Origin of the sequence: Salinicola sp. LHM (assembly GCF_034479735.1) — a bacterium.
Lineage (GTDB): Bacteria > Pseudomonadota > Gammaproteobacteria > Pseudomonadales > Halomonadaceae > Salinicola > Salinicola salarius.
In genome coordinates this window covers 876680-900630 of sequence record NZ_CP140261.1, presented here as the reverse complement: position 1 = coordinate 900630, position 23951 = coordinate 876680, and the positions used below count along the sequence as shown (strand labels likewise).

The following is a 23951-nucleotide window of genomic DNA, read 5'->3' as shown; positions in this document are numbered from 1 at the left end:
CCATCTGACAGGAAGTCGATCGAATGGCGGAATCCAAACCAGTCATCTATGCCGCCATGGGCGGCAACCTGCTCATCGCGGTGACCAAATTCGTGGCGGCCACCATCACCGGCAGCTCGGCGATGCTATCCGAAGGCATCCATTCGGTGGTGGATACCGGCAACCAGATTCTGCTGCTGCTGGGCATGAAACGCGCCAAACGGCCTCCGAGCCCCCAGTTCCCGTTCGGCCACGGCAAGGAAATCTACTTCTGGAGTTTCGTGGTCGCACTGCTGATCTTTGCGATCGGCTCCGGTGTCTCCCTGTACGAAGGGGTGATACATATCCTGCACCCCGAACCGATCGAGTCGCCGCTGGTCAACTATGTCGTGCTGGGCCTGGGCATTCTGTTCGAAGGTGCCTCCTGGGCCTTCGCGCTCAACGAGTTTCGCAAGACCAAGGGCAAATGGGGCTATGTGGAGGCCGTGCATCGCGGCAAGGATCCGTCGATGTTCGTGGTGATCTTCGAGGATTCGGCGGCGCTTCTGGGGCTGATGGTAGCCCTGGCCGGCGTGGCGCTGTCGCAGTGGACCGGCATTCTGCTGTTCGATGGCATCGCTTCGGTCATCATCGGTCTGCTGCTGGGCGGCACCGCGATCTGGCTGGCCAAGGAAACCAAGAGCCTGCTGATCGGCGAAAGCGCCAACCAGAATGTGGTCGAAAACATCCGGCAACTGGCGGGGAATGCCGATGGCATCGATGGCGTCAATGAAGTACTGACCATGCACATGGGGCCCAATTTCATTCTGGTCAATCTCAGCGTCCGCTTCGCTCGCGGCGCTACCGCAGAGCAGATCGAGCGAACCATCGCCAGGCTCGATCGGGAGATCAAGCAGGCCCACGACAGCGTCAAGCGCGTGTTCGTCGAGGCCGAGGCCCGTGCCGGGGTCGACGAGATACCGCCGGAATCCCACGCCGCCAGTTGAATCAGTGGCAAAAAAATACCCCTCGGAGGGCTTGCCTGCGAGGGGTATCGATCGTTCGGCTATCGGCTCAGGTGATGACGGTCACGTCATCCGCCTGCAGCCCACGATCGTTTTCGATCACGTGATAACGTACTTTCTGACCCTCGGCCAAGGTTCGATGCCCCTTGCCGCGAATCGCGCGAAAATGCACGAAGACATCTTCACCATCGGCTCGGGTAATGAAACCGTAGCCTTTATTGACATTGAACCATTTGACCTCGCCCAGCTCGCGATCGTCGTTTTCGACATCGGCAAGCATGGCTGCGGTGACCGTCTTCGGGGTCGCCGGCGCCAACAGCGCCATGGCCAGAGTGCCCAGCCACAGCACGATGAAGACGGCGATCACCGTGGCAGCGTACATGGCCGAGACGCCTTCCACGTTCAAGAACCAGGTCAGGTCGGTGGCCAATACGCTACTGATCAGCGTGATCAAGAGACCAATCAGTAATGGCGAGGGTATCGAGAGGAGTAGACTGATCAGCGTACAACGCAGAATTACCTTGCTATTCATGGATTCTCATATCTCTAGACGTCGGAACAAGGAAAACGCCCTACTCCTAGCTTCGGGCAGGTGCAGTTTTCTTACCTGATATCATTAACTTACTTTTATTAACCAACCTATTGTCACTAAAGGTGCCGTGAATGAAAGATGACACACAGCCTCGGAAGTCTAACACGGTAGAGCCGCCCTCGCGCACGTCCCTGGAAGCCCGGCTCGATGCCCTGGAGAGCCGTGTGGCGTTCCAGGACGATTGGCTGGAGACACTCGACAGGTTGGTCAGAGAGCAGGCAAGCGAGCTGGAAAAACTCACCCGTCTCAATCAGTTGATGCGTGAACGACTCAGCGAACAGCGCCAGGCAATCGACGACCTGGGCGGGGATACGCCACGGCCTGAAGACGAGCTGCCACCCCATTACTAAAGCCACGAGCCACGAGCCACGAGCCACGAGCCACGAGCCACGAGCCACGAGCCACGAGCCACGAGCCACGAAAATCAGGATGCAGCAGCTCCTAAACGCAAAAATGCCAGCGACGATATCGTCCGTCGCTGGCATGTTTCGTTCGAAGATTTTGACCTTTCTTTCAGCCTATCTCTCTCAGGCACGCACTGCCGCTCTTCAAACTCCGAGCGCAGCCCGGCTTACAAATCGTCCAGGAACCGCTCCGCATCGAGCGCCGCCATGCAGCCGCTGCCCGCGGAAGTGATGGCCTGACGATAGACGTGATCCATGACATCACCCGCCGCGAATACGCCGGGGACGCTCGTCGCCGTGGCGTTACCTTCCAGCCCGGACTGAACGCGGATGTATCCGTTGGCCATATCGAGCTGGCCTTCGAAGATACCGGTATTCGGCGTATGGCCAATGGCGATGAACACACCCATGGCATCGAGCTGCCTGGTTTCGCCGCTCAGCGTGGAACGCAACCGGACACCGGTAACGCCGCTGCCGTCGCCCAGCACCTCGTCAAGGGTGTGATTCCACTCGATTGCCATATTGCCGCTCTGGACCTTTTCGTGCAGACGATCCTGCAGGATCTTCTCGCCACGAAGGCTATCGCGCCGATGAACCAGCGTAACTTTCGAGGCGATATTGGAGAGATAGAGCGCTTCCTCCATCGCCGTATTGCCGCCGCCAACCACGACGACATGCTGGTTGCGGTAGAAGAAGCCATCGCAGGTAGCACAGGCGGAAACGCCCTGCCCCATGAACTGCTGCTCCGAAGGCAGCCCCAGATATCGGGCGCTGGCACCGGTGGCGATAATCAGCGCATCGCAGGTGTAGGTGCCGTTGTCCCCCTTGAGTGTGAACGGCTTCTCGCGCAGTTCGACCTCATTGATATGATCGAACAGCACTTCGGTCTGGAAACGCTCCGCATGCTTGCGCATGCGTTCCATCAGCTCGGGACCCTGGACACCTTCCTCGTCGCCCGGCCAGTTGTCGACGTCGGTGGTCGTGGTCAACTGCCCGCCGGCCTGCATGCCCGTGATCAGCAACGGCTTGAGATTCGCCCGCGCGGCGTAGACGGCGGCCGTGTAACCGGCTGGCCCGGAGCCCAGGATAATCAAACGTTCGTGGCGCGCGTCGCTCATGACTACCTCGATTCAATCAACGATTTGGTTGGCGTATATCGATACTCAACGTCCTGTGGCATGACTCCGCTATCGAGTCACGCCCGCAGCCGGGTCATGCCACAGGACACTGCAATCGGCGAAATGATACCAGAAACGACAAAGGCGGCCCGACGGGCCGCCTTCGATGATCACGCCGCTTACAGGTTGCCGGCGTGAGTGCCCAGGTACTTGGCCACGCCTTCGGCGGTGTCCTTCATACCTTCCTGGCCTTCTTCCCAGCCTGCCGGGCAGACTTCGCCGTGAGTCTGGTGATACTTGAGCGCCTTGACCATGCGCAGCATCTCGTCGACGTTACGGCCCAGCGGCAGGTTGTTGACGGTCTGGTGCTGGACGACACCATCTTCGTCAATCAGGAAAGAGGCGCGCAGTGCGACACCGGCTTCCGGGTGCTCGATGCCGTATGCCTGGCAGATCTCGTGCTTGACGTCGGCCACGACCGGGAAGCCGACTTCACCGATGCCGCCAGCGTCCGGAGACGTCTTGCGCCATGCGTGGTGCGTGTACTGCGAATCGATGGAAGCACCGATCACTTCGACGCCGAGTTCCTTGAACTTCGCCAGACGGTTGTCGTGGGCGATGATCTCGGACGGGCAGACGAAGGTGAAGTCCAGCGGCCAGAAGAACAGCACGCGCAGCTTGCCGTTGCTGTCGGACAGGCGGAAATCGTCCTTGATGGAACCGTCAGGCATCACGGCTGCCGTTTCGAAATCCGGGGCTTGGCGTCCTACGAGTACGCTCATGAGCTTCTCCTGAAGTGGGTTGTCGTGGGTTACGAATCTGGAACGACTAGACTAATGGCTAATCGCCCATACTCCAATTTAATTGCCGTAATAGATCGCATAGCAATTAACTATCAGGTCTTTACAGTATCTCTATCGAGGCCGCTCACACCACATCGTCGTCACTGGCCAGGGTGACGGTAGCCAACTCGCCTTCGTGCGTCGTTTCCACCACGACGTGAATCGGCTGGCAGCAGACGGCGCAATCTTCCCAGGTGTCGTAACCGCCCTCGCTCACATCCAGCAGTAGCGAAAAAGGCGCATCGCAATACGGGCAGTGAACCGGCCAGTCGATAACTCTCTCCTGCGACATGAGCAACCTCCCGAAACACAATGGGTAGCGTCTACAGGCTGCCAGGCAGGTAGCGCTGCAGAGTCTGTCGCCACGGACTACGCTGAAACTGGTGGCAACGACAGCCACTTTCAAGGCCGTACCGGACGATAGTCGCGAAGCCTCCGATTGAAAATGCGTGTTATCGTGCCCATGATTATTGTCGACAACCCGATTCGCCCGGCAAAGTCTGCGCAATGGCGCTTGCCGGGTCGCCGAATGACACCGTGCGATTTCGTTCGACATGGCGAAGCGGATTGGCAGTAACCGAGACAAGAGCGGTGTAAAGACACCCCATCGACAGGCGAGCGACGGTCAGAAAGCAGAAAGGCTGACGTATCGCCGTTAAGGAACCGGACAGGCTCGCTGGTGCCGAGTATCGGGCCCAGCCGCCGCCATGAGGAGGACCACCCTGATGTCTACAGACCCGAGTCATACGCTGGCGACGCTCGACGTCAAAGGCACGACCTTTCACTATTACAGCCTGCCCAAGGCGGCCGAGACGCTTGGCAACATCGACAAGCTGCCGATGACGCTCAAGGTGCTGCTGGAAAACCAGCTGCGCTATGCCGACGACCCCACCGTGGCGAAGGAAGACATCCAGGCATTGGCCGACTGGCTCAAGGAAGGCAAGTCGACTCGCGAGATCGGCTATCGCCCTGCGCGCGTACTGATGCAGGACTTCACCGGCGTGCCCGGGGTAGTCGATCTGGCCGCCATGCGTGACGCGGTCAAGAAGCTCGGTGCCAAGGCCGACCGCATCAACCCACTCTCGCCGGTCGACCTGGTCATCGACCACTCGGTGATGGTCGACCACTTCGGCGACGCCTCCGCATTCAAGGACAACGTCGCCATCGAGATGGAGCGCAACCGCGAGCGCTACGAATTCCTGCGCTGGGGCCAGAACGCCTTCGATAATTTCCGCGTCGTGCCGCCGGGTACCGGCATCTGCCACCAGGTCAACCTGGAATACCTCGGCAAGACGGTGTGGACCAAGGAAGTCGACGGCAAGACCTACGCTTTCCCGGACACGCTGGTCGGCACCGACTCCCACACCACCATGATCAACGGCCTGGGCATTCTCGGCTGGGGCGTCGGCGGTATCGAAGCCGAAGCGGCAATGCTCGGCCAACCCGTCTCGATGCTGATCCCGGAAGTGGTCGGCTTCAAGCTGACCGGCAAGCTCAACGAAGGCATCACCGCCACCGACCTGGTACTCACCGTCACCCAGATGCTGCGCAAGAAAGGCGTCGTGGGCAAATTCGTCGAATTCTACGGTGATGGCCTCGATGACCTGCCGCTGGCGGACCGCGCCACCATCGCCAACATGGCGCCCGAATACGGCGCGACCTGCGGCTTCTTCCCGGTCGACGACGAGACGCTCAACTACCTGCGCCTGACCGGCCGCGACGAAGACCAGATCGAACTGGTCAAGGCTTACACCCAGGCTCAGGGCCTGTGGCGCCAGCCGGGTGCCGAGCCGACTTTCACCGATGCGCTCCATCTCGACATGGGCGAGGTCGAAGCCTCTCTGGCCGGTCCCAAGCGCCCGCAGGATCGCGTCGCCCTCACCGACCTGAAAGCCACGTTCGAAAGCTTGATGAACGGCGACAATCCGGATGCTTCCAAGGAAGAGCAAGGCAAGTGGATGTCCGAAGGCGGCGATACCGCGGTGGGCGCCCCGCCTGCCGACGGCGAAGCCTACCGGACCGGCCACGACTATCGCACCGGCGACAGCCAGGAAGTCGAGTACGAGGGCGAGACGTTCTCTCTCAACCATGGCGCCGTGGTGATCGCCGCGATTACCTCCTGCACCAACACCTCCAACCCCAGCGTGATGATGGCGGCCGGCCTGCTGGCGCGCAAAGCCCATGAAAAGGGCCTGACCACCAAACCCTGGGTCAAGACTTCGCTCGCCCCCGGCTCCAAGGTGGTGACCGACTACCTGGCCGCCGGTGGCGTCCAGGATGATCTCGACGCGCTGGGCTTCAACCTGGTCGGCTACGGCTGCACGACCTGTATCGGCAACTCCGGCCCGCTGCCGGAACCCATCGAGAAAGCCGTCAACTCTGGCGATCTCACCGTTGCCTCGGTGCTCTCCGGCAACCGCAACTTTGAAGGCCGCGTCCATCCGCTGGTGAAGACCAACTGGCTGGCATCGCCGCCCCTGGTCGTCGCCTATGCCCTGGCCGGCAACGTGCGCAAGGATCTTTCGAAGGAGCCGCTGGGCAAGGATCAGCAGGGTAACGACGTCTACCTGAAGGATATCTGGCCCTCCCAGGCGGAAATCGCCGAGGCGGTCGAGAAGGTCAAGACCGAGATGTACCGCAAGGAGTATGCCGAGGTCTTCGACGGCGACGAGATCTGGCAGTCGATCGAGTTCCCCGAGAGCGAGGTCTATGCCTGGTCCAAGGACTCCACCTATATCCAGCATCCGCCGTTCTTCGAAGGCATGGACAAGGAGCCGAAGCCGGTCGAGGACATCACAAACGCCCGCGTTCTGGCCAAGCTTGGCGACTCCGTCACCACCGACCACATCTCGCCGGCCGGCTCGATCAAGCCGGACAGCCCCGCAGGCAAGTATTTGCAGGAGCACGGCGTGGCGGTTAAGGATTTCAACTCCTATGGCTCCCGTCGCGGCAACCACGAAGTGATGATGCGCGGCACCTTCGCCAACGTGCGGATCCGTAACGAGATGCTGGAAAATGTCGAAGGCGGCTACACCCGTCACGTGCCCAGCGGCGAGCAGATGTCGATCTACGATGCGGCGATGAAGTACGCCGAAGACGACACGCCGCTGGTGGTGATTGCGGGCAAGGAGTACGGCACCGGTTCCTCCCGCGACTGGGCAGCCAAGGGTACGCGTCTGCTCGGCGTTCGCGCCGTACTGACCGAGTCCTACGAGCGCATCCACCGCTCCAACCTGATCGGCATGGGCGTGCTGCCGTTGCAGTTCCCCGAAGGCGAGAGCCGCGAAACGCTGGGCCTGACCGGTGACGAGACCATCTCCATCGAAGGACTGGCGGACCTCACTCCCGGCGGCAACGTCAAGGTGACCATCGCCAGCGACAAGGGCGAGAAGAAGATCGACGCGCTCTGCCGCATCGATACCGCCAACGAGCTGGAGTACTACCGCCACGGCGGCATCCTCCACTACGTGCTGCGCAGCATGCTGTAAACCCGCCTCAAGCAGTCAAGCAAGTCGCGAACGAAGCCCCACCGACCGGTGGGGCTTTTCGTGTCGGGTCACAGGCAAGCCGCTTTGCCGCCATTGACGTTGCGGTACCTCGACCGAACGCCGGGGTCCGGTTCGGCGCCTTGCCAACGGCTCGCTTGCAATAAAAACACCCCGAAGGCTGAATTGGCATCCAGCTTTCGGGGTGCAGTTCATCGAGGCAGGCTCGATAAGTCTTTCAGTGACGCTGACCTAGAACTCGCTCCACTCCTCCTCGGTGGCAACAGTGCGCACGCTCGTCTTCGGTTTGCGCGATGGGGCCGGCAAAGAAGACTGCGGGACGTCTTTGGCCAGACTAGCCGTCGTGGCCGGAGCGGCAGCACCGTTGACGCGGAACGTGGCAATCAGCTCCGCCAAATGCTTGGCCTGGCTCTCGAGCGAGGCAGCCGCGGCGCTCGTCTGCTCGACGAGAGACGCGTTCTGCTGGGTTACCGAGTCCATTTGCGTCACTGCCACGTTGATCTGGTCGATACCGCTATTCTGCTCGCGCGTCGCCGTAGCGATTTCATTCATCAGTGTGGATACCTGGCGAATCGCATCCACGGTCTCGTTGATGGTCTGTCCGCTGCGCTCTGCCTGCTCGGCGCCGACTTCGATCTTGGAAGTGGTCTCCTCGATCATGGTGCGGATCTCTTTGGCGGAATCAGCGCTACGGCTGGCCAGCAACCGCACTTCGCTGGCGACCACCGCGAAGCCACGCCCCTGCTCGCCGGCGCGTGCCGCTTCGACGGAAGCATTCAGCGCCAGAATGTTGGTCTGGAACGCGATGGAATCGATGACACCGATGATTTCCTGGATCTTACGGGAACTCGCCGCGATTTCACGCATCAGGTCCGCCGTGCGCTGAACTTCCTTGCCACCTGTTTCGGCGGCCTGCGAAGCACCGGAAGAGAGGCGATCGGCCTCAATGGCCGAATCGGTATTCTGGCGCACGGTGGAAGCCATTTGCTCCATGCTCGAGGCCGTTTCCTGAAGTGCGGAAGCCTGCTCTTCGGTGCGCGTCGATAGATTCTGACTGCCGCTGGCAATCTCGCCGGCGCCGGTGAAGACACTATCGCTGCTGTTACGCAGGGACAGCACCAACTCGCTCAGCTTGACCTGCATGTTCTTCAGCGCGCCGAACAGCCTGCCGATCTCGTTGGTTCCGCGATTCTCGATCTCGGCTGTCAGGTCGCCGTTGGCTATACGGTCGAAGTGATCGACGGCTTCCTGCAGCGGGTTCACGACGGTTCGAATCATCGCGATACGCACGAGCAACGCGGCGACCAGCGCCAGCAGGAGCAGCGTGATGGATACGATTTCCACGATCAGGGTCGACTGGGCATCGTCGGCAATCAGCTCATCGCCCCGTTCCTCGACATAGCGGACGAACGCGCGGGACGCCTCATCGAAAGCGGCGAAATTATCGTCGAGACGTTGCTCTTCACGCCTGATCTCGTCCGGATCACTGTTGGCCAGCAGAGGTTGCAACGTCTGTGGAACCAACTCCGTATATGCGGCATTGATCGCATCGACATAGGGGTCGCGACGACTATCCTCACCCGTAGGAACCCGCTGGAACTCGGCATACCGCTGCATCGCTCTGTCCAATGCCTCTTGAGCACGCTGCTGCATAGCCAGAGCATTTTTATCTTCTGACTGCCGGCTGAGAGCGGCGGCTTTCTCCAGCATGATCCTTACGCCGAGCAGATTGACCTGTGTGCGGTTCAGTGTATTGGTCTGCTCAATATTGATTTCTGATAGCTCGTCTATCACGTCCGAACTGGTGCTGTTGGAGTAGAACCCTACCCCACTGATCGCTCCAATCATTGCCACCAGTACGACTAGAGCCAGCGTCAGGCTTCTTCTGACAGATAGGTTCTTCATTTTCGCCTCGTCTCACCATGCATGCACGCGAGCGCCAATCGCATGCTTGAGTTACTCCTATCGGCATCAGTACTAGAAAAATAAGCCCCACTTCAAAATAATTCAGCATGCCTCGGGTAGGCAGGCGCTGACTTCGCTCACGCTGCCTACCACCTGCACTGCGCTGCTCGTCGTGTCTGCCTGTCATAAAAACACCCCGAAGGTCGGACTGAGTGTCCGACTTTCGGGGTGCAATCGTCAGCGGCCCGACTTTTGATGGGCGTTACTATCAGATCGAGCGACGGCGATACTGACGGTAACGCGGATACCAGAAGTGGCCATGAATCGCGTCCCACAGGACTTCGTCGCTGGAAGAAAGCGCGACGCCATCCTTCTGGGCCTGCTTGCCGACGGCGAAGGCGATCGCCTGGCTGATCTCGCGGATATCGCCCAGCGCCGGCAACAGTGCACCTTCACCGGTCTTGACGATCGGCGCACTGTCGGCGAGCGCGTTGGAGGCCGCCATCAGCATGTTGTCGGTAACGCGTGTCGCATTGGCCGCAATCACGCCGAGGCCGATACCCGGAAAGATATAGGAGTTGTTGCACTGGGCGATGGGAATCGTGCGCCCATTGATCTCGACAGGCGGGAACGGGCTGCCCGTCGCCACCATCGCCTGGCCGTTGGTCCATTCCAGCACATCCTGCGGCACCGCTTCGACCTTGGAGGTCGGATTGGAGAGCGGCATGACCAGCGGATTCTCGCAGTTGGCGTTGAGGGTCTTGATCACCTCCTCGGTGAACAGCCCGCGCTGACCAGAGACGCCGATCAGGATCGTCGGCTTGACGTTGCAAATCACGTCGATCAACTGACGCGCATCGCCATCGAAGCTCAATTCGGCGGGATCGTGTGCCAGACGCTGCTGGAAGCTGTGAAGCCCTTCCATGTCGGTGGTCAGCAGGCCGTCCTTGTCGACCATGAAGATCCGCTTGCGCGCTTCGGCTTCCGAGAGCCCTTCGCGGGTCATCGCCACCACGATCTGCTCGGCGATCCCGCAACCGGCGGAGCCCGCGCCGGCAAAGGTGATCGTCTGCTCGCTGAGCCTGGCATTCTTGGCTTTGCACGAGGCCAGCAACGTCGCCACGCAGACCGAGGCCGTACCCTGGATATCGTCGTTGAAGCAGCACAGCTCGTCACGGTAACGCTCCAGCAACGGCATGGCATTGGTCAGGGCGAAGTCCTCGAACTGCAGCAGCACGTTCGGCCAGCGACGCTTGAGCGCTTCCATGAACAGCGTGATGAACTCCGCATACTCGTCCGGCGATACACGCTGGTGGCGCCACCCCATGTACATCGGGTCATCGAGCAGCTTCTGATTGTTGGTCCCCACATCCAGCGTGATCGGCAGCGTGTAGGCCGGGCTGATACCGCCACAGGCGGTGTAGAGCGACAGCTTGCCGATCGGAATGCCCATGCCGCCGATACCCTGGTCGCCCAGACCAAGGATGCGCTCGCCGTCGGTCACGACGATCACCCGCACCTTGTCCTTGGTCGCGCTACGCAGGATGTCGTCCATGCGGTGACGATCGGGATAGGAGATGAACAGGCCGCGATGGTTGCGATAGATGTTGGAAAACTCTTCGCACGCCTCCCCCACCGTCGGGGTGTAGATGATCGGCAGCATCTCTTCGAGATGCTCTTCCAGCAGGCGGAAGAACAGCGTCTCGTTGTCGTCCTGAATCGCTCGCAGGTAGATATGCTTGTCGAGGTTGTTCTGACACAGCGTGTACTGGTGGTAGGCGCGCTCGAGCTGCTCTTCGATGCTCTCGACGTTCTGCGGCAACAGCCCCACCAGATTGAACTCGATACGTTCTTCGTTGGTGAAAGCACTACCCTTGTTGAGCAGCGGCGTTTCCAGCAGCGAAGGTCCAGCGTAAGGAATGTAAAGCGGGCGCTTGGCGTGATCGGACATGAATCGACTCTCGCGGTAACCAACGAATGAAACGCGCCTGTCGGACGGGCGAGCTCACCGGTCGTTGGTGCAGGCCCGATGGCGCATTGTCGTTATCGCCCACACGGCTGCCACGCAACCGTATGAACGCCGAGCCAGCTCATGGCTGGCCAAGGATCGACCAGTATGCCATCTGCCGCCGCCGATGGCATGTCCGCCATGAGACCCCTGTCCAAAAGACTATCCGCCAATGAAAAAACCCCGCGCTGGCGGGGCTTTCGTCATGGCATTCATGAGTCGTCAACAGCTGGCCGCGACGGGTTTGGCCGGGCCGGGAAAGAACAGCGGACGCAGCTTGACGCCAAACATGTTGCCGGCGAAGGCTGCCACCAGCCACAACCAGCCATGCAGGCTGCCGGACGCAATGCCACTGAAGTAGGCGCCGATATTGCAACCGAACGCCAGCCGAGCACCGTAGCCGAGGAACAGGCCGCCGATCACCGCCGCCGCCACGGAACGCAGCGGAATACGGAAATTCGGGGCGAACCGGCCCGCCAGTGTCGCCGCCAGTCCGGCGCCCAGAATGATGCCGATATTCATTACCGTGGTGATGTCGCTGAAGACACTGCCACTCAATGCCTGGGCATTGCCCGGCTTCTGCCAGTATCCCCAGCCGGTGACGTCGCCGCCAACGGCCTGAAACACCTTGGCGCCCCACAGCGCGAACGCCGAGGTGATTCCCCAGGGCCGGCCGGCCAATGACAGCGTCAGGAAGTTGAGCAGTGCCAGGCCGATTGCCCCTGCCAGGATCGGCCACGGCCCGGTCAGCCAGCGGCCGGGCCCGGCGGAGACCGAAGGTGCCTGTTCCAGCTGGCCGTGACGCCGCTTTTCCATGGCAATGGTTAATGCCGCGATAGCCGCGAACAGCACCAGGCTGGCTGCGATACCGCCGCCCGTACCGAAGAGATCGATCATCGAGGTCGGCTGGAAGGCCGGCAGGCTCTGCCACCAGGCAAAATGCGCCGTACCGATCACCGAACCGACGATGAAGAAAAGCAGCGTGATGACCATGCGCGCGTTGCCGCCACCCACGGTGAACAGCGTGCCGGACGCACAGCCCCCGCCCAGTTGCATGCCGATTCCGAACAGAAAGGCACCGACGATCACGGACACGCCAATCGGCGAGACGAAGCCCTGCACCGGATGACCGAACAGCGTGCCGGCGCCCAGCGCCGGAAAGAACAGCACCACGGCCAGCGCCAGCATCACCATCTGTGCCCGCAGGCCGCGTCCGCGGCGTTCGGTGATGAACACGCGCCAGGCGGAAGTGAAACCGAACGAGGCGTGATAGAGCACGATCCCCAGCGCACCGCCGACCAGCATCAGCCAGCCCTGATTACCACCGAATGCCAGGCCAACGGCCAGTGAACCCACCGCGAGCAGTACCGCCGCGATCCAGGCCTTGGGCGATAGCCGTCCAATCCCCGGAGGCGCCGTACGTGTCAGCGTCGTCATAAGCGAAGCCCCTTTTTAGACTAAAATCGAATGGGCAATACTTTAGTCTTTTAGTCGGGAATACGAAAACGACAAAAAGTGCTTTTCTTAGATACTATGGCTATATAGAGAAATCCAAAAAAGCCGGCCCGAAGGCCGGCCTGCCGGTCGCGAGAGGTGCTTACTGGAAGCGGCCCAGCCCTACCGCGATGCGCAGCTTTTCCATCAGCGCATTGGCCTCGGCGCGGGCTCGCTCGGCCCCTTTTATCAACACCTGCTCGATGTGAGCGGGGTCGTTCATCAACGCCTCGTAACGCTCCCGCGGTTCGCGCAGGTGGGCATTCAAGTACTCGAAGACCTCGTTCTTGGCATCGCCCCAACCGATGCCTTCCGCATAGCGTCGACGCATGTCCAGGCTCTCTTCCTCCGTCGCGAAGGCAGAGTAGATCTGGAACAGTGTGCAGGTATCCGGGTCCTTGGGCTCGCCCGGCTCCAGCGAGTTGGTCTTGATCTTGCGCACCAGCTTGAGCAGCTTCTTCTCGCTGACGAACAGCGGAATGGTGTTGTCGTAACTCTTCGACATCTTGCGGCCGTCGAGACCACGCAGCACTTCGACCTTCTCGTCGACGATCGCCTCGGGCAGCGTGAAATAGTCGCCCTTGTAGATATGGTTGAAGCGCCCCGCCATGTCGCGGGCCATCTCGATATGCTGGATCTGGTCGCGCCCCACCGGCACCTTGTGGGCATTGAACATCAGGATATCGGCGGCCATCAGCACCGGATAGCCGAACAGCCCCATGGTGATACCGCGATCGGCATCGCTCTGGCCATCGGCCTCGTTGTCGGCCACCGCTGCCTTGTAGGCGTGCGCCCGGTTCATCAGTCCCTTGGCGCAGACGCAGGAGAGCAGCCAGGTCAGCTCGGGAATCTCGTGGATATCGGACTGCCGATAGAAGATCGCGTTGTCGGTATCCAGCCCCAGCGCGAGCCACGTGGCCGCGATCTCGAGCCGCGACTGCTGCACTCGCTGCGGATCCTGCGCCTTGATCAGCGCATGCAGGTCGGCAAGAAAGTAGTAGGACTGGACATCGGGATTCTGGCTCTCGGCGATGGCCGGCTTGATCGCGCCGACATAATTGCCCAGATGCGGCGTACCCGTGGTGGTGATACCGGTAAGAACGCGTCGCTTGCTCATGAACTCTTCGAATCGCTAGGGGAAAGTGACAGTGCGGGCAGTTTACCTTGCCACTCTCCCCATAGCGAACACGCTTATCCGGCGATGATAGCTCCTACCAACAAATAAACTACTAACGAGACTAGCGCGACAGCCAGAGCATAAGGGATTTGGGTACGCACGTGATCCATATGGTCGCAGGCCGATCCAGTAGAGGCTAGCACCGTAGTGTCAGACAGTGGCGAGCAGTGGTCGCCGAACACGCCGCCGCCCGCCACCGCCGCGATAGTGGCGTAGATCAGTGGCGTCAGCATATCGCCGGTGAAAACGAAGGCCACTGGCACCGAAATCGGCATCATGATCGCGAAGGTGCCCCACGAGGAACCTGTGGCGAAGGCGATCAGTGCCGCCAGCAGAAAGGTGATCGCCGGCAGCAGGGTCGGCGAGAGCCAATCGCGGCTGACTTCGACAATATAGTTAGCGGTGCCCATATCTTTGGAGAGCTGGTTGAGCGAATAAGCCAGCGCCAAGATCAGAATAGCCGGCATCACACCCTTCATGCCTGCCGTGGCGGTCTTCATGATGTCGTTGAGCGGGATGCCCTGCAACCGCATAATCGCCCCTAGCACCACCGCCGCGGCAAGGAATGCTTCCATCGTCTTGGCCGAACCCACCACCACGAAGGTGCTCACAGCGACACCGATCACAATCAGCACTGGCAATACGAAGTTCAGAAACAGGTTGGTCCTAACGCCCTCAAACGGAGCCAGATCGGTTAACTCCTCGCCCAGCAGCGGATCCGCACCATCTCGGAAGACCTTACCTTCTTCCTGCGCCCTGGCCTCGGCGCGCTTCATCGGCCCGAAAAGCGGCACCACCCCGACGATTACTAGCCCTACCACCAACACAGATAGCCAGGCATAGAGATTGAACGGCACTGCGTAGATGAAGGCCTGCATGGCATCTCCCGCGTCCTCGATCGGTCCCATGCCGATCAGCAGCCCTGAGATGAACACGGCCCAGCCAGTGATCGGCACCAGCACGCTAACCGGCGCCGAGGTGGAGTCGGCGATATAGGCTAGCTTCTCCCGCGAGACACGGTAGCGGTCAGTCAGCCCGCGGAGCGTAGAGCCAACAAACAGCGGGCTAAAGTAGTCGCTAAAGAACACAAACATGCCCATGAACCAGCCCACCAGTTGCACGCGCACACGTGATAACGCCTTGGCTTCGACCCAGGCGGTAAAGTTGCGGATCGCCCCGGTACGCTGGAAGAACGCGATTACCGTACCGATGAACAATTCCAGCAGCAGGATCCAAGAAAAGTCCGTAGTGCCCAACGATGTCTTGAGCAGGTTGGGAAAACCGAACAGCCCCCGCCCCATGATCGTCACGCCGACGACACAGGCTACAGCTAGCGAGAAGATCGTGTTACGCGTCGTGAAAGCCAGAACAATGGCGAGAAAAGCCGGCAAAAGCGACAGTATGCCGTAGTGCAGCTGAGGGTCCATGATGACTCCTTGATTGTTGTGTATTGTAGGTCTCGATGCGCATCGCTGGTGTTGTGGCTGAGCGCGGTTATCAAGTCTCGTCGCGCCCTTTGCGCTGCTCGATTGTGCGAATGGTGTCGAAGGCCAGCCTGCGAATGGGTTCGGGCGGCATCCAACTAGGCTTGCCAAAAAGACCAGGGACATCGACTGTCGGTTGTTTCAGCGCCAAGCGCGCCAGAGCATCGCCCAGCAAGGTGCCCTTGACGATGCCGCCGCCGTTGCACCCCGCCGATACGAACAGGTTTTCCGCCACTTCTCCCCACAACGGGGCGCCGTTGTAGGTCAGGCCAGTGGTTCCACCCCAGACTCGCTCGAATTCGACAGCCGCCAGCTCTGGATAACGTGCGACCAGGCTCGACTTGAGACCGGCGGCGACGGTTGCGTTGTCCCTTTCAGCCTCGTAGCTGTACTGGGCACGAATCATCAAGCGGCCGTCTGCCGTGGTACGTAACGTGCAACCCAGCCGGTGCGTTGGCAGCAGCCCCCAGGGTTCAGTTCCGATAGCAGCCGTCAAATCGGAATCAAGCCTTGCTGTCAGCGCGGCGTAAGTATAAATGGCGGTAAGCCGCGAGCGATCGGCGCCCAGTGCACGCGCGAAGGCATTATTGGCCAATACCACCTGCTGAGCCCGAACCGATCCTTTCGAAGTACTGACCCGCCATGCTTCCTTGTCTCGTTGCACTGCCAGCACCGGACTCCGTTCGTGACAATCAATAGCTTCCGGCAGCGAATCGACCAGTCCACCGATCAGTGCGGCTGGCTGAACGAGATAACAGTCGGGGGAATAAAGCCCTTCGGCGTAGTAGCGGGTGCCCAGTGCGGTGTCTAGCTGCTCGAGGTCCAATCGCCGATAGGACAGCCCAGCGGCATCCAAAAAGTCTTGATACCGTGCCAATGCACGACGACCTTCGTCTCCCCGGGCTGCCCGATAAGTACCGGTACGCTGGAGTTGGCAATCGATATCGTGCTCATCGACCTGCGCCTTGAGCCTAGCCATTGTCTGTCGGCTCAGCGCATTGAGCGTCGACATTCGCGCCAGTTGATCAGCGGACGCATCATTGGCCAGAGCGATCTCCAACATGAAGCCGGAATTACGGCCCGGGCTGCCTTCGCCGACCGTCTCGGCATCGAGTACCACAATGCGGCGATCCGGTGCCAAGGAATGATAGGTTTGCGCCACGGCAACGCCGGTATATCCCGCGCCTACGACCACAAGATCGGCGACCTGATCACCACAAAGAGCCGGTCGCGGCGTTACGGGGGGCAGCAATGCCTGCCAGCCGCAGGGACGAAGATGAGACGGCTGAGCCGCTTTCGACATGAGCATCACTGTGCCTGCAATAGACCGTGGGATTCCGACACCAGGCTTTCGGCCTGTTCCGCCATCATCGCCAGCACTTCTTGACGATGATCCTGGGTCATCCGTGATTTGAGCATCGAGCAACTGAACGCACCGAGACAGCGCCCGCTGTGATCGAGAATAGGGATCGCCAACCCCGTGAATTCAGGTAGGCTTGAACCCTCCACACCCCGGGCATACCCCTCCTGATGGAAGCGCGCAATTTCCTGTTCAACGGCATCGACACTGATCTCGTAGCGGTCTTGCAACGGATCATGGTTGGCCGCAAGGATCCATTCACGCTCCCGGGACTCGAGCGAAGCCAGAAGCGCAATCGATGCTTGCCCCACTCCCAGAAGCACGCGGCCGCCGATCGAGGCCACGAAACTGCCAACCGGATAGGCACCGTTCTGGACTTCGAGGCAGACCGCATGTCGACCGTCGTGCGCGAACAGGTAAAAGCTGTCCCCAAGGCGCTGCGCCATCGCGAGCAGTCTGGGACGAGCCAGATCACGCAGGCTGCCGCCATTACCCGCCTCAGCGCCGAGCACTAACAGCTCATAACCCAGCAGATAGCGATGTCGCAGCGGAGAGGGTCGCAGAAAACCCTCTTCGCGCAGCCCCTTGAGGAGGCGGTAGATGGTCGGCCGACTCAGTTCGGTCGCATCGAGATAATCATCAATACCCGCGCCACGGGTACCGCACGCCGCGGTTGTCCGCAGCAGCGCCATTACATGGCGTAGAGTGGAGGGAGTCTGGGAAGATTCACGCGAAGCTGATGGCACGTCGACGGCTCGAAGCTGGGATCTATCCCGAGCATACCGAGACACCTTGCCGAGTTCGTCTCACATGGCGAGATTCTTTCTAGATGCGTCGAATATAAAAGCATATGACCGAAGCATCAAAATAAAGCGGCGCCGACAACATCGGCGCCGACAATGAGTATCAGTCCTGCTGTTCGTATCGCTATGCTTGGGCTCAGGAAGAACTCGGTATGAGTTCAGGCCTGCAAGCAGAGTTCGGCACTAACCACCTCGAGCCCGAAAGCCTCGCCCACGGCGGCATAAGTCACCTGGCCGGCATGGACATTGAGTCCGCTTCGGAAATGGGCGTCGTCGGCGAGCGCCTGCTTCCAGCCCTTGTCGGCCAGTGCGATCACGAACGGCAGCGTCGCATTGGTCAGTGCCTGGGTCGACGTTCGTGCGACCGCACCGGGCATGTTGGCGACACAGTAGTGGACGATGCCATCGACCACATAGCTGGGCTCGGCATGGGTGGTCGGCTTGCTGGTCTCGAAGCAGCCGCCCTGGTCGATTGCCACGTCCACCAGCACGCTTCCCGGCTTCATGTCGGCGAGCATCGCACGGGTGATCAGCTTGGGCGCGGCGGCACCGGGCACCAGCACCGCACCGATGATCATGTCCGACTCGCGTACGGCCGCCTCCAGCGTCTCGGTGGTCGAATAGACGGTACGGATCTGGCCCTGATAACGGTGGTCGAGCACTTCCAGCCGAGGCAGAGACTTGTCGAGAATCGTCACCTCGGCGCCAAGCCCCAGCGCCATCCGCGCGGCGTTCTCGCCAACCACGCCGCCACCGATCACCGTTACCTTGGCCGGCGCTACACCCGGCACGCCCGGCAGCAGGATACCGGCACCGCCCTGGGCTTTCTCCAGGCTGTGCGCGCCCGCCTGTACGGCCATGCGGCCGGCCACGCGACTCATTGGCGCCAGCAGCGGCAAGCCGCCAAGGCCGTCGGTAATGGTCTCGTAGGCGATGCAGGTCGCGCCACTGTCGATCAGACCGCGAGTCAGCTTCTCCTCGGCCGCCAGATGAAGGTAGGTGAACAGCGTCTGCTCCGGGCGCAGCCGGGCGACCTCTTCCGCCTGGGGCTCCTTGACCTTGAGGACAAGATCGGCGGAAGCCCACAGCGCCTCGACATCGGCCAACACCTCGGCGCCGGCTTCCCGATAGGCCTCATCCGGATAGCCGCAGCCACTGCCCGCTTCCGCCTGTACCGAAACACGGTGGCCTCGCGCCACCAGTTCACGCGCGCCGCCCGGTGTCAGGGCGACGCGGTATTCATGGTTCTTGATTTCCTTGGGAACGCCGATGTGCATGGCCATCTCCTCGATCGCTGGTTGTCATTGAAGGGATCGAGCGAATTACAGCACAACAGCAATAAAGGCGGGATAGGGGCAGAAAAAAGACGAACAAGACCTGAATGACGAACTCTTTTTGAAAGAAAATCTGGAATTGCATCGATAGGCAGAAATATTTTCTACTCCCGCGCCACAGCCCCGCCGTAGACCTCGACGAATCGCGGCGGCATTCGCTTGGGCCGCCCGCTGGAGAGTTCGATGCAGGCGAAACGCGTCTGCGCCCGGAGCAACGTCCGCGCACTGGCGCCATGGCACAGCTGAAACCGCCGCGTCAGCGTCAAGCGGCCGTCGCAGGCGACGATCCACGTGGCAAGCTGGAGCGGGTCGCCCTCGAAGGCAGGTGCCAGATAATCCAGTTCGTGGCGATGAACGACCATGCCGCGATCGAGCGCTCGATAGTCGTCGAGACTCAGCCCGAGATGACGGGAGTGGGTCCAGCTGGCGCGCTCGATCCAGCGCAGGTATTCGGCGTTGTTGACGTGCCCGTAGTGATCGATGCTCGATGCCTCGACCTGGATGTCGATCACGAACGGGCCGGGCAGATCCCATGTCATATGGACCTCCGAACTGTCAGCGGATATTTCGACCATGCCTGGCGAGACGCTTTTGGCCAACCGGGGTGACCCTGAAACGTCTCGCTTCCCCAAATCAGCGTCTCGCTCTCTGAACGTCATACCGGATCGTCGGCCGGGCGAGCCCGGCCACACTGCCAGCAGCGATCGAAGACTCCTTCCAGCCGCTCACCGCAGCCGGGGCAATGCCACGGCGGCGCGACCACGGCCGGTCCGTCGAGCGCTTCCCTGACCAGTCGGCTCGCCTGCGCTTCGGCCTCGGCGGCCACCCAGACCTCCGCCTCGCACTGATCGGGCGGCAGCTCGCCCGCCCCGCCAGCCAGGGTCATGTTGCGCAACGTGGCGGAGATACCGGCGCTCTCGATCACGTTACGAACATGACTGACCAACAAGACATTGGGATGACGGAATACGCAAATCCGGTCGGCAGACATGTCAGCGGTATCGCTCCATTGCGATCATCAGTTGCGGAAGACCCGCACGCCGAGGGCTTTCAGATAAGCCGTCTCGGGAATCGACGGATGGATCGGGTGATCGCCCGCCTGGCCGCCCCGGTAGATGATCTGGCCGTGGCGATCCTGGTGACGCACCGCGCCACGCACGCACTCTACCAGGCGCTCCTCGTACAGATGCATGGAGCAGGACGCCGACATCAGCAGCCCGTCACGACCCAGCAGCCGCATCGCTTCACGATTGAGGCGTGCGTAGGCGCGTTCGCCATTGGCCAGATCCTTGCGCTTCTTGATGAAGGCCGGCGGATCGAGCACGATCACATCGAACTTCTCGCCCTCGGCGCGCAGCGCGGTCATGGCTTCGAACACGTCGCCGTGACCGACCGCCACCTGCTCGTGCAATCCGTTGAGCGCGGCGTTCTCGGCAACCCGGTCCAGCGCGACCTCGGAAGCGTCCACGCACAGTACCTCGCTGGCGCCATGCGCCGCGGCCTGCACGCCCCAGCCGCCGATATAGCTGAACAGATCCAGCACCCGCTTGCCGGCAACCAGGCCGTTGAGCCAGGCGCGATTGGCGCGGTGATCGTAGAACCAGCCAGTCTTCTGGCCATCCAGCACCGGGGCGACGAAGCGCACGCCATTCTCTTCCAGCAGCACCTCGTCGGGCAGTTCGCCGTGGACCACCGCGACTTCGGATTCGAGCTGCTCCAGCCGGCGCCCGCTGGAATCGTTCTTGAACACGATGGCGCGGGGCGACAGCACCTTGTCCAGCGCCGCGATCACCTCGTCGCGTACCGTTTCCATGCCGAGCGTATTGAGCTGAACCACGAGCACGTCATCGAAGCGGTCGACGATCAGCCCCGGCAGCAGATCGCCCTCGCCATGGATCAGCCGGTAGAATGGCTTGGCGAACAGGCGATCACGCAGCGCCAGCGCTTGGTTGAAGCGGTGCACCAGCAGCGAACGATCCAGCCGGACATCGGCATCGCGGGAGACGACGCGGGCGCAGATCAGCGAATGCGGATTGACGTAGGCGACACCCAGCGCCTTGCCATTGGCGGCCTCGATGGTCACCTGAGCGCCTGGCTCGAGCTCCTTGAGCGGCGTCGCCTGGATATCGATCTCGTTGGAATAGAGCCACAGATGGCCCGCCTTCAGACGTCGATCGGCGTTTTTCTTGAGGCGCAGGGTCTGGGTCACGGTTGACTCCATGTGCAGGGCTCCATCGGCAAGGGAAATCAGAAAAAGCGTATTGAAGAAACATTTCGAACGAGCGTCGCCGAACAGCAATCTCGGCGCATTCTAACCCGCATGCAGCCATCCATTGATCCGTCGGGGCAAATCGCACGCCGCCCCGGTCGGATCTCGAGCCCGATCGGGCAGAACATTCAGGTCTGGCAAAGGGTGCAGTAAACCGTGGCGCGCTGGCCGAGTACCATATGGCGCAGCTCCAGGCCGCAGTGACGGCAGGGCTCGCCGGCACGGCCGTAGACGTTGAGCCGCTGGGCAAAGTACCCCGGCTCGCCGGTGCCGCTGACGAAGTCCCGCAGCGTGGTGCCGCCCTGGGTAATCGCTGCCGCCAGCACCGTCTTGATCGCTTCGGCGAGGCGCTCGAAACGCTCGAGCGAGACACGACCCGCCGCGCGACGCGGATCGATGCCGGCCATGAACAGCGCCTCCGTGGCATAGATATTGCCCACCCCCACGACCACGGCATTGTCCATGATGAAGGTCTTCATCGCCGCACGGCGGCCGCGAGACAGCCGGTAGAGTCGCTGACCATCGAAACCCGGCGACAGCGGCTCCGGCCCCAGGCGGGAAAGCCGGGTATCCGTCGCGGCATTCTCCTTCAGCCAATCGACGAACCCGAAGCGCCGGGGATCGTGATAGCGCAGGATATGGCCACCCTCGAAGACGATGTCGACATGGTCGTGCTTCTTGGGCGTATCGCCGACGCGGGCAATGCGCAGACTGCCGGACATCCCCAGATGCCACAGCAAGGTACGCTCGCCCAGCGGCAGCAGCAGATACTTGGCGCGACGGGAGAGCTCACCGAACCTTGCGCCGATCAGCGTGGATTCCAGGTCGTCAGGCACCGGCACGCGCATACGGCGCTGACGCACGATGACCTCGACGATCTCTTGGCCTTCGACGTGAGGCGCGATACCGCGGCGGGTCGTTTCGACTTCGGGAAGCTCGGGCATACGTCGGACTCTCGCGATTCATCCATCACAAACGAGAAAACCCGGTCGAGGACCGGGTTTTCCGTACTGTCATTTCAGCGCTGGCATTTCAGCACTATCAGAAAGCTAGATCACTTGATCTTGGCTTCCTTGTACATGACGTGCTTGCGAACGACCGGATCGTACTTCTTGAATTCGAGCTTGTCCGGAGTGTTACGCTTGTTCTTTGCCGTGGTGTAGAAGTGGCCGGTACCGGCGCTGGACACCAACTTGATCTTGTCACGCATCTCTCGACTCCTTAAAGGCTAACGCCGCGCTTGCGAATGTCGCTGAGCACCGCTTCGATGCCCTTCTTGTCAATGATGCGCATACCCTTGGAGGACAGGCGCAGCTTGACGAAACGCTTCTCGGACTCGACCCAGAAACGATGCGTATGCAGGTTCGGGACGAAACGACGACGTGTCTTGCGCTGTGAGTGCGAGACGTTATTACCAGTCACCGGACGCTTACCGGTAACCTGACAAACTTGGGACATGGAAGCCTCCGACCACTGGCGGGTTGGGTTGTTCGGTTTATCTCGGACACGCAGTTCGGGAAGAACCCATCCATCTCGATTCCATCATGGAAATGGCGGGTATCATTCGCTCGACTGCCATGGTCCAACGCCTTGATTCACTGGATCAATGCGCCGACTCAAAGGTGCCCCGATTCAAAGGGCGTACTTTATACCAGACGCCTCCGTTCTTCGCAACAATCGACGACAACTGCCGCCGTGCCAGCGAAGCGTTGGCCGATCGTTTCCGACAGGCCATCGAAGGGCGTCACCCCAGAACATGGCGCGATATGTTACCCGAATCCGACACGCGTTCCCATTCGAATCTCGAAACACTGTCCATTTACCACAATCCATTCACTGCCCATTCCGCCAATCTGGCGCGCGTCGCCTGCTCATAACCAGCCGCGCTCGGCGAACGAGATTACCTCGCCGTCGCCGATCACGAAATGATCCAGCACCCGAATATCGAACAGCCCCAGCGCCTCGCGCAGGCGTTCGGTGATCCGACGATCGGCATCGCTCGGCTCGGCCACGCCGGAAGGATGGTTATGCGCAAAGATGACGGCGCCGGCATTGTGCGCCAGCGCGCGCCGGGCGACTTCACGCGGATAGACGGAGGCGCTGTCCAGCGTGCCTTCGGACAGGATCTCGAAGCGGATCACGCGATGCTGCGTGTCCAGAAACAGGGCCGCGAACGCCTCGTGATCGAGATGGCGCAATTGGGCACTCAGGAATCGACGCACTAGTGTCGGGGAAGTCAACGCCGCATCGCGCTCGAGCAGGCTGCCGAGATGACGACGCGACAGCTCCAGCGTCGCCTGAAGCTGCACGAAAGTCGCCTCGCCCAGGCCATGCTCGGCACAGAATCGCTGGCGATCCGCTTCCAGCAGCTGACGCAGCCCGCCGAAGCTGCTCAACAGGTCACGTGCCAGATCCACCGCCGAGCGCCCCTTGACCCCGACCCGCAGGAAGATTGCCAGCAGCTCGGCATCGGAAAGTGCTGCGGACCCTAGCGTTAGAAGTTTCTCCCGTGGCCGCTCCCCTTCCGGCCAGTCGCGTATTGCCATGCCCCTTCCCGTCCATTCGCCGTGAATTATCGAACCTCTGATCAGGTCATCGGCCGGTCCCGTCAAAACCTGACCGATTTTCATTGGCGATGACGTTCTACCTTTCATCGGCGATGACGCTCTACT

22 protein-coding genes are annotated in these 23951 nt (G+C 61.0%); 3 read left to right on the top strand and 19 right to left on the bottom strand.

Going from position 1 to position 23951, the window contains the following annotated elements; genetic code table 11:
• Positions 1-23: 23 nt before the first annotated feature.
• Positions 24-965 (top strand): cation diffusion facilitator family transporter, encoded by a 942-nt coding sequence (locus R5R73_RS04310; protein WP_322528893.1) that lies wholly within the window; start codon positions 24-26, stop codon positions 963-965.
• A 67-nt stretch (positions 966-1032) separates the two neighbouring features.
• Here the strand turns inward: R5R73_RS04310 and R5R73_RS04305 are convergent, their stop codons facing one another.
• Positions 1033-1515 carry a cold shock domain-containing protein gene (locus R5R73_RS04305; RefSeq protein WP_322528892.1) on the bottom strand — a complete coding sequence of 161 codons (483 nt, stop codon included), beginning with the start codon at positions 1513-1515 and terminating at the stop codon, positions 1033-1035.
• 131 nt (positions 1516-1646) lie between these two features.
• Between R5R73_RS04305 and R5R73_RS04300 the strand changes: the two genes are divergently transcribed.
• On the top strand, positions 1647-1925 hold the full coding sequence (locus tag R5R73_RS04300; protein WP_303853181.1) for a SlyX family protein: 279 nt from the start codon (positions 1647-1649) through the stop codon (positions 1923-1925).
• A 221-nt stretch (positions 1926-2146) separates the two neighbouring features.
• Here the strand turns inward: R5R73_RS04300 and trxB are convergent, their stop codons facing one another.
• From trxB to R5R73_RS04285, 3 genes are all read right to left on the bottom strand, one after another.
• Positions 2147-3097 carry a thioredoxin-disulfide reductase gene (gene trxB, locus R5R73_RS04295; RefSeq protein WP_322528891.1) on the bottom strand — a complete coding sequence of 317 codons (951 nt, stop codon included), beginning with the start codon at positions 3095-3097 and terminating at the stop codon, positions 2147-2149.
• Between the two features lie 179 nt (positions 3098-3276).
• Positions 3277-3879: a peroxiredoxin gene (locus tag R5R73_RS04290; protein ID WP_087717624.1), complete on the bottom strand. Its 603-nt coding sequence runs from the start codon at positions 3877-3879 to the stop codon at positions 3277-3279.
• 145 nt (positions 3880-4024) lie between these two features.
• Positions 4025-4231, bottom strand: a complete 207-nt coding sequence (locus R5R73_RS04285) for a CPXCG motif-containing cysteine-rich protein (protein ID WP_087717623.1) — start codon at positions 4229-4231, stop codon at positions 4025-4027.
• Positions 4232-4664: 433 nt separating this feature from the next.
• Here R5R73_RS04285 and acnA point away from each other — a divergent pair, with 433 nt between their 5' ends.
• A complete protein-coding gene (gene acnA / locus R5R73_RS04280) occupies positions 4665-7427 on the top strand; it encodes an aconitate hydratase AcnA (protein ID WP_322528890.1) in 2763 nt (920 codons plus the stop codon).
• Between the two features lie 249 nt (positions 7428-7676).
• Here the strand turns inward: acnA and R5R73_RS04275 are convergent, their stop codons facing one another.
• The 15 genes from R5R73_RS04275 to radC form a co-directional block, all read right to left on the bottom strand.
• Complete coding sequence (locus tag R5R73_RS04275; protein ID WP_276233217.1) at positions 7677-9350, bottom strand: methyl-accepting chemotaxis protein; 1674 nt, start codon at positions 9348-9350, stop codon at positions 7677-7679.
• 268 nt (positions 9351-9618) lie between these two features.
• Positions 9619-11301, bottom strand: a complete 1683-nt coding sequence (locus R5R73_RS04270; RefSeq protein ID WP_322528889.1) for an NAD-dependent malic enzyme — start codon at positions 11299-11301, stop codon at positions 9619-9621.
• 279 nt (positions 11302-11580) lie between these two features.
• Positions 11581-12795 carry a YeeE/YedE family protein gene (locus R5R73_RS04265; protein ID WP_322528888.1) on the bottom strand — a complete coding sequence of 405 codons (1215 nt, stop codon included), beginning with the start codon at positions 12793-12795 and terminating at the stop codon, positions 11581-11583.
• Between the two features lie 160 nt (positions 12796-12955).
• A complete protein-coding gene (locus R5R73_RS04260) occupies positions 12956-13969 on the bottom strand; it encodes a tryptophan--tRNA ligase (RefSeq protein ID WP_071231793.1) in 1014 nt (337 codons plus the stop codon).
• Between the two features lie 74 nt (positions 13970-14043).
• A complete protein-coding gene (locus R5R73_RS04255; protein ID WP_322528887.1) occupies positions 14044-15456 on the bottom strand; it encodes a Na+/H+ antiporter NhaC family protein in 1413 nt (470 codons plus the stop codon).
• A 70-nt stretch (positions 15457-15526) separates the two neighbouring features.
• Positions 15527-16816 (bottom strand): FAD-dependent oxidoreductase, encoded by a 1290-nt coding sequence (locus R5R73_RS04250; RefSeq protein WP_322528886.1) that lies wholly within the window; start codon positions 16814-16816, stop codon positions 15527-15529.
• Positions 16817-16821: 5 nt separating this feature from the next.
• Entirely contained in the window at positions 16822-17565 is a 744-nt protein-coding gene (locus R5R73_RS04245) for an IclR family transcriptional regulator (RefSeq protein WP_322528885.1), read from the bottom strand.
• Positions 17566-17834: 269 nt separating this feature from the next.
• The gene (ald, locus tag R5R73_RS04240) at positions 17835-18953 is read right to left on the bottom strand and encodes an alanine dehydrogenase (protein WP_322528884.1); all 1119 of its coding nucleotides are present in this window, start codon (positions 18951-18953) and stop codon (positions 17835-17837) included.
• Positions 18954-19114: 161 nt separating this feature from the next.
• Positions 19115-19549 carry a thioesterase family protein gene (locus tag R5R73_RS04235; protein WP_322528883.1) on the bottom strand — a complete coding sequence of 145 codons (435 nt, stop codon included), beginning with the start codon at positions 19547-19549 and terminating at the stop codon, positions 19115-19117.
• 116 nt (positions 19550-19665) lie between these two features.
• Positions 19666-20001, bottom strand: coding sequence for a DUF2007 domain-containing protein (locus tag R5R73_RS04230; protein WP_322528882.1), 336 nt, complete (start codon positions 19999-20001; stop codon positions 19666-19668).
• 27 nt (positions 20002-20028) lie between these two features.
• Positions 20029-21231 (bottom strand): class I SAM-dependent rRNA methyltransferase, encoded by a 1203-nt coding sequence (locus tag R5R73_RS04225; RefSeq protein ID WP_210766275.1) that lies wholly within the window; start codon positions 21229-21231, stop codon positions 20029-20031.
• A gap of 176 nt (positions 21232-21407) precedes the next feature.
• On the bottom strand, positions 21408-22223 hold the full coding sequence (gene mutM, locus R5R73_RS04220) for a bifunctional DNA-formamidopyrimidine glycosylase/DNA-(apurinic or apyrimidinic site) lyase (RefSeq protein WP_322528881.1): 816 nt from the start codon (positions 22221-22223) through the stop codon (positions 21408-21410).
• 110 nt (positions 22224-22333) lie between these two features.
• The gene (gene rpmG / locus R5R73_RS04215; protein ID WP_031384643.1) at positions 22334-22489 is read right to left on the bottom strand and encodes a 50S ribosomal protein L33; all 156 of its coding nucleotides are present in this window, start codon (positions 22487-22489) and stop codon (positions 22334-22336) included.
• Between the two features lie 11 nt (positions 22490-22500).
• Entirely contained in the window at positions 22501-22737 is a 237-nt protein-coding gene (rpmB, locus tag R5R73_RS04210) for a 50S ribosomal protein L28 (RefSeq protein ID WP_071231789.1), read from the bottom strand.
• Positions 22738-23150: 413 nt separating this feature from the next.
• Positions 23151-23825 (bottom strand): RadC family protein, encoded by a 675-nt coding sequence (gene radC, locus R5R73_RS04205; protein ID WP_071231788.1) that lies wholly within the window; start codon positions 23823-23825, stop codon positions 23151-23153.
• Positions 23826-23951: the final 126 nt, after the last annotated feature.

Bases quoted from the DNA above. Each gene is read 5' to 3' on its own strand.
- R5R73_RS04310 (WP_322528893.1), top strand. From the start codon at position 24: ATGGCGGAATCCAAACCAGTCATCTATGCCGCCATGGGCGGCAACCTG.
- R5R73_RS04305 (WP_322528892.1), bottom strand. From the start codon at position 1,515: ATGAATAGCAAGGTAATTCTGCGTTGTACGCTGATCAGTCTACTCCTC.
- R5R73_RS04300 (WP_303853181.1), top strand. From the start codon at position 1,647: ATGAAAGATGACACACAGCCTCGGAAGTCTAACACGGTAGAGCCGCCC.
- trxB (WP_322528891.1), bottom strand. From the start codon at position 3,097: ATGAGCGACGCGCGCCACGAACGTTTGATTATCCTGGGCTCCGGGCCA.
- R5R73_RS04290 (WP_087717624.1), bottom strand. From the start codon at position 3,879: ATGAGCGTACTCGTAGGACGCCAAGCCCCGGATTTCGAAACGGCAGCC.
- R5R73_RS04285 (WP_087717623.1), bottom strand. From the start codon at position 4,231: ATGTCGCAGGAGAGAGTTATCGACTGGCCGGTTCACTGCCCGTATTGC.
- acnA (WP_322528890.1), top strand. From the start codon at position 4,665: ATGTCTACAGACCCGAGTCATACGCTGGCGACGCTCGACGTCAAAGGC.
- R5R73_RS04275 (WP_276233217.1), bottom strand. From the start codon at position 9,350: ATGAAGAACCTATCTGTCAGAAGAAGCCTGACGCTGGCTCTAGTCGTA.
- R5R73_RS04270 (WP_322528889.1), bottom strand. From the start codon at position 11,301: ATGTCCGATCACGCCAAGCGCCCGCTTTACATTCCTTACGCTGGACCT.
- R5R73_RS04265 (WP_322528888.1), bottom strand. From the start codon at position 12,795: ATGACGACGCTGACACGTACGGCGCCTCCGGGGATTGGACGGCTATCG.
- R5R73_RS04260 (WP_071231793.1), bottom strand. From the start codon at position 13,969: ATGAGCAAGCGACGCGTTCTTACCGGTATCACCACCACGGGTACGCCG.
- R5R73_RS04255 (WP_322528887.1), bottom strand. From the start codon at position 15,456: ATGGACCCTCAGCTGCACTACGGCATACTGTCGCTTTTGCCGGCTTTT.
- R5R73_RS04250 (WP_322528886.1), bottom strand. From the start codon at position 16,816: ATGTCGAAAGCGGCTCAGCCGTCTCATCTTCGTCCCTGCGGCTGGCAG.
- R5R73_RS04245 (WP_322528885.1), bottom strand. From the start codon at position 17,565: ATGGCGCTGCTGCGGACAACCGCGGCGTGCGGTACCCGTGGCGCGGGT.
- ald (WP_322528884.1), bottom strand. From the start codon at position 18,953: ATGCACATCGGCGTTCCCAAGGAAATCAAGAACCATGAATACCGCGTC.
- R5R73_RS04235 (WP_322528883.1), bottom strand. From the start codon at position 19,549: ATGACATGGGATCTGCCCGGCCCGTTCGTGATCGACATCCAGGTCGAG.
- R5R73_RS04230 (WP_322528882.1), bottom strand. From the start codon at position 20,001: ATGTCTGCCGACCGGATTTGCGTATTCCGTCATCCCAATGTCTTGTTG.
- R5R73_RS04225 (WP_210766275.1), bottom strand. From the start codon at position 21,231: ATGGAGTCAACCGTGACCCAGACCCTGCGCCTCAAGAAAAACGCCGAT.
- mutM (WP_322528881.1), bottom strand. From the start codon at position 22,223: ATGCCCGAGCTTCCCGAAGTCGAAACGACCCGCCGCGGTATCGCGCCT.
- rpmG (WP_031384643.1), bottom strand. From the start codon at position 22,489: ATGCGTGACAAGATCAAGTTGGTGTCCAGCGCCGGTACCGGCCACTTC.
- rpmB (WP_071231789.1), bottom strand. From the start codon at position 22,737: ATGTCCCAAGTTTGTCAGGTTACCGGTAAGCGTCCGGTGACTGGTAAT.
- radC (WP_071231788.1), bottom strand. From the start codon at position 23,825: ATGGCAATACGCGACTGGCCGGAAGGGGAGCGGCCACGGGAGAAACTT.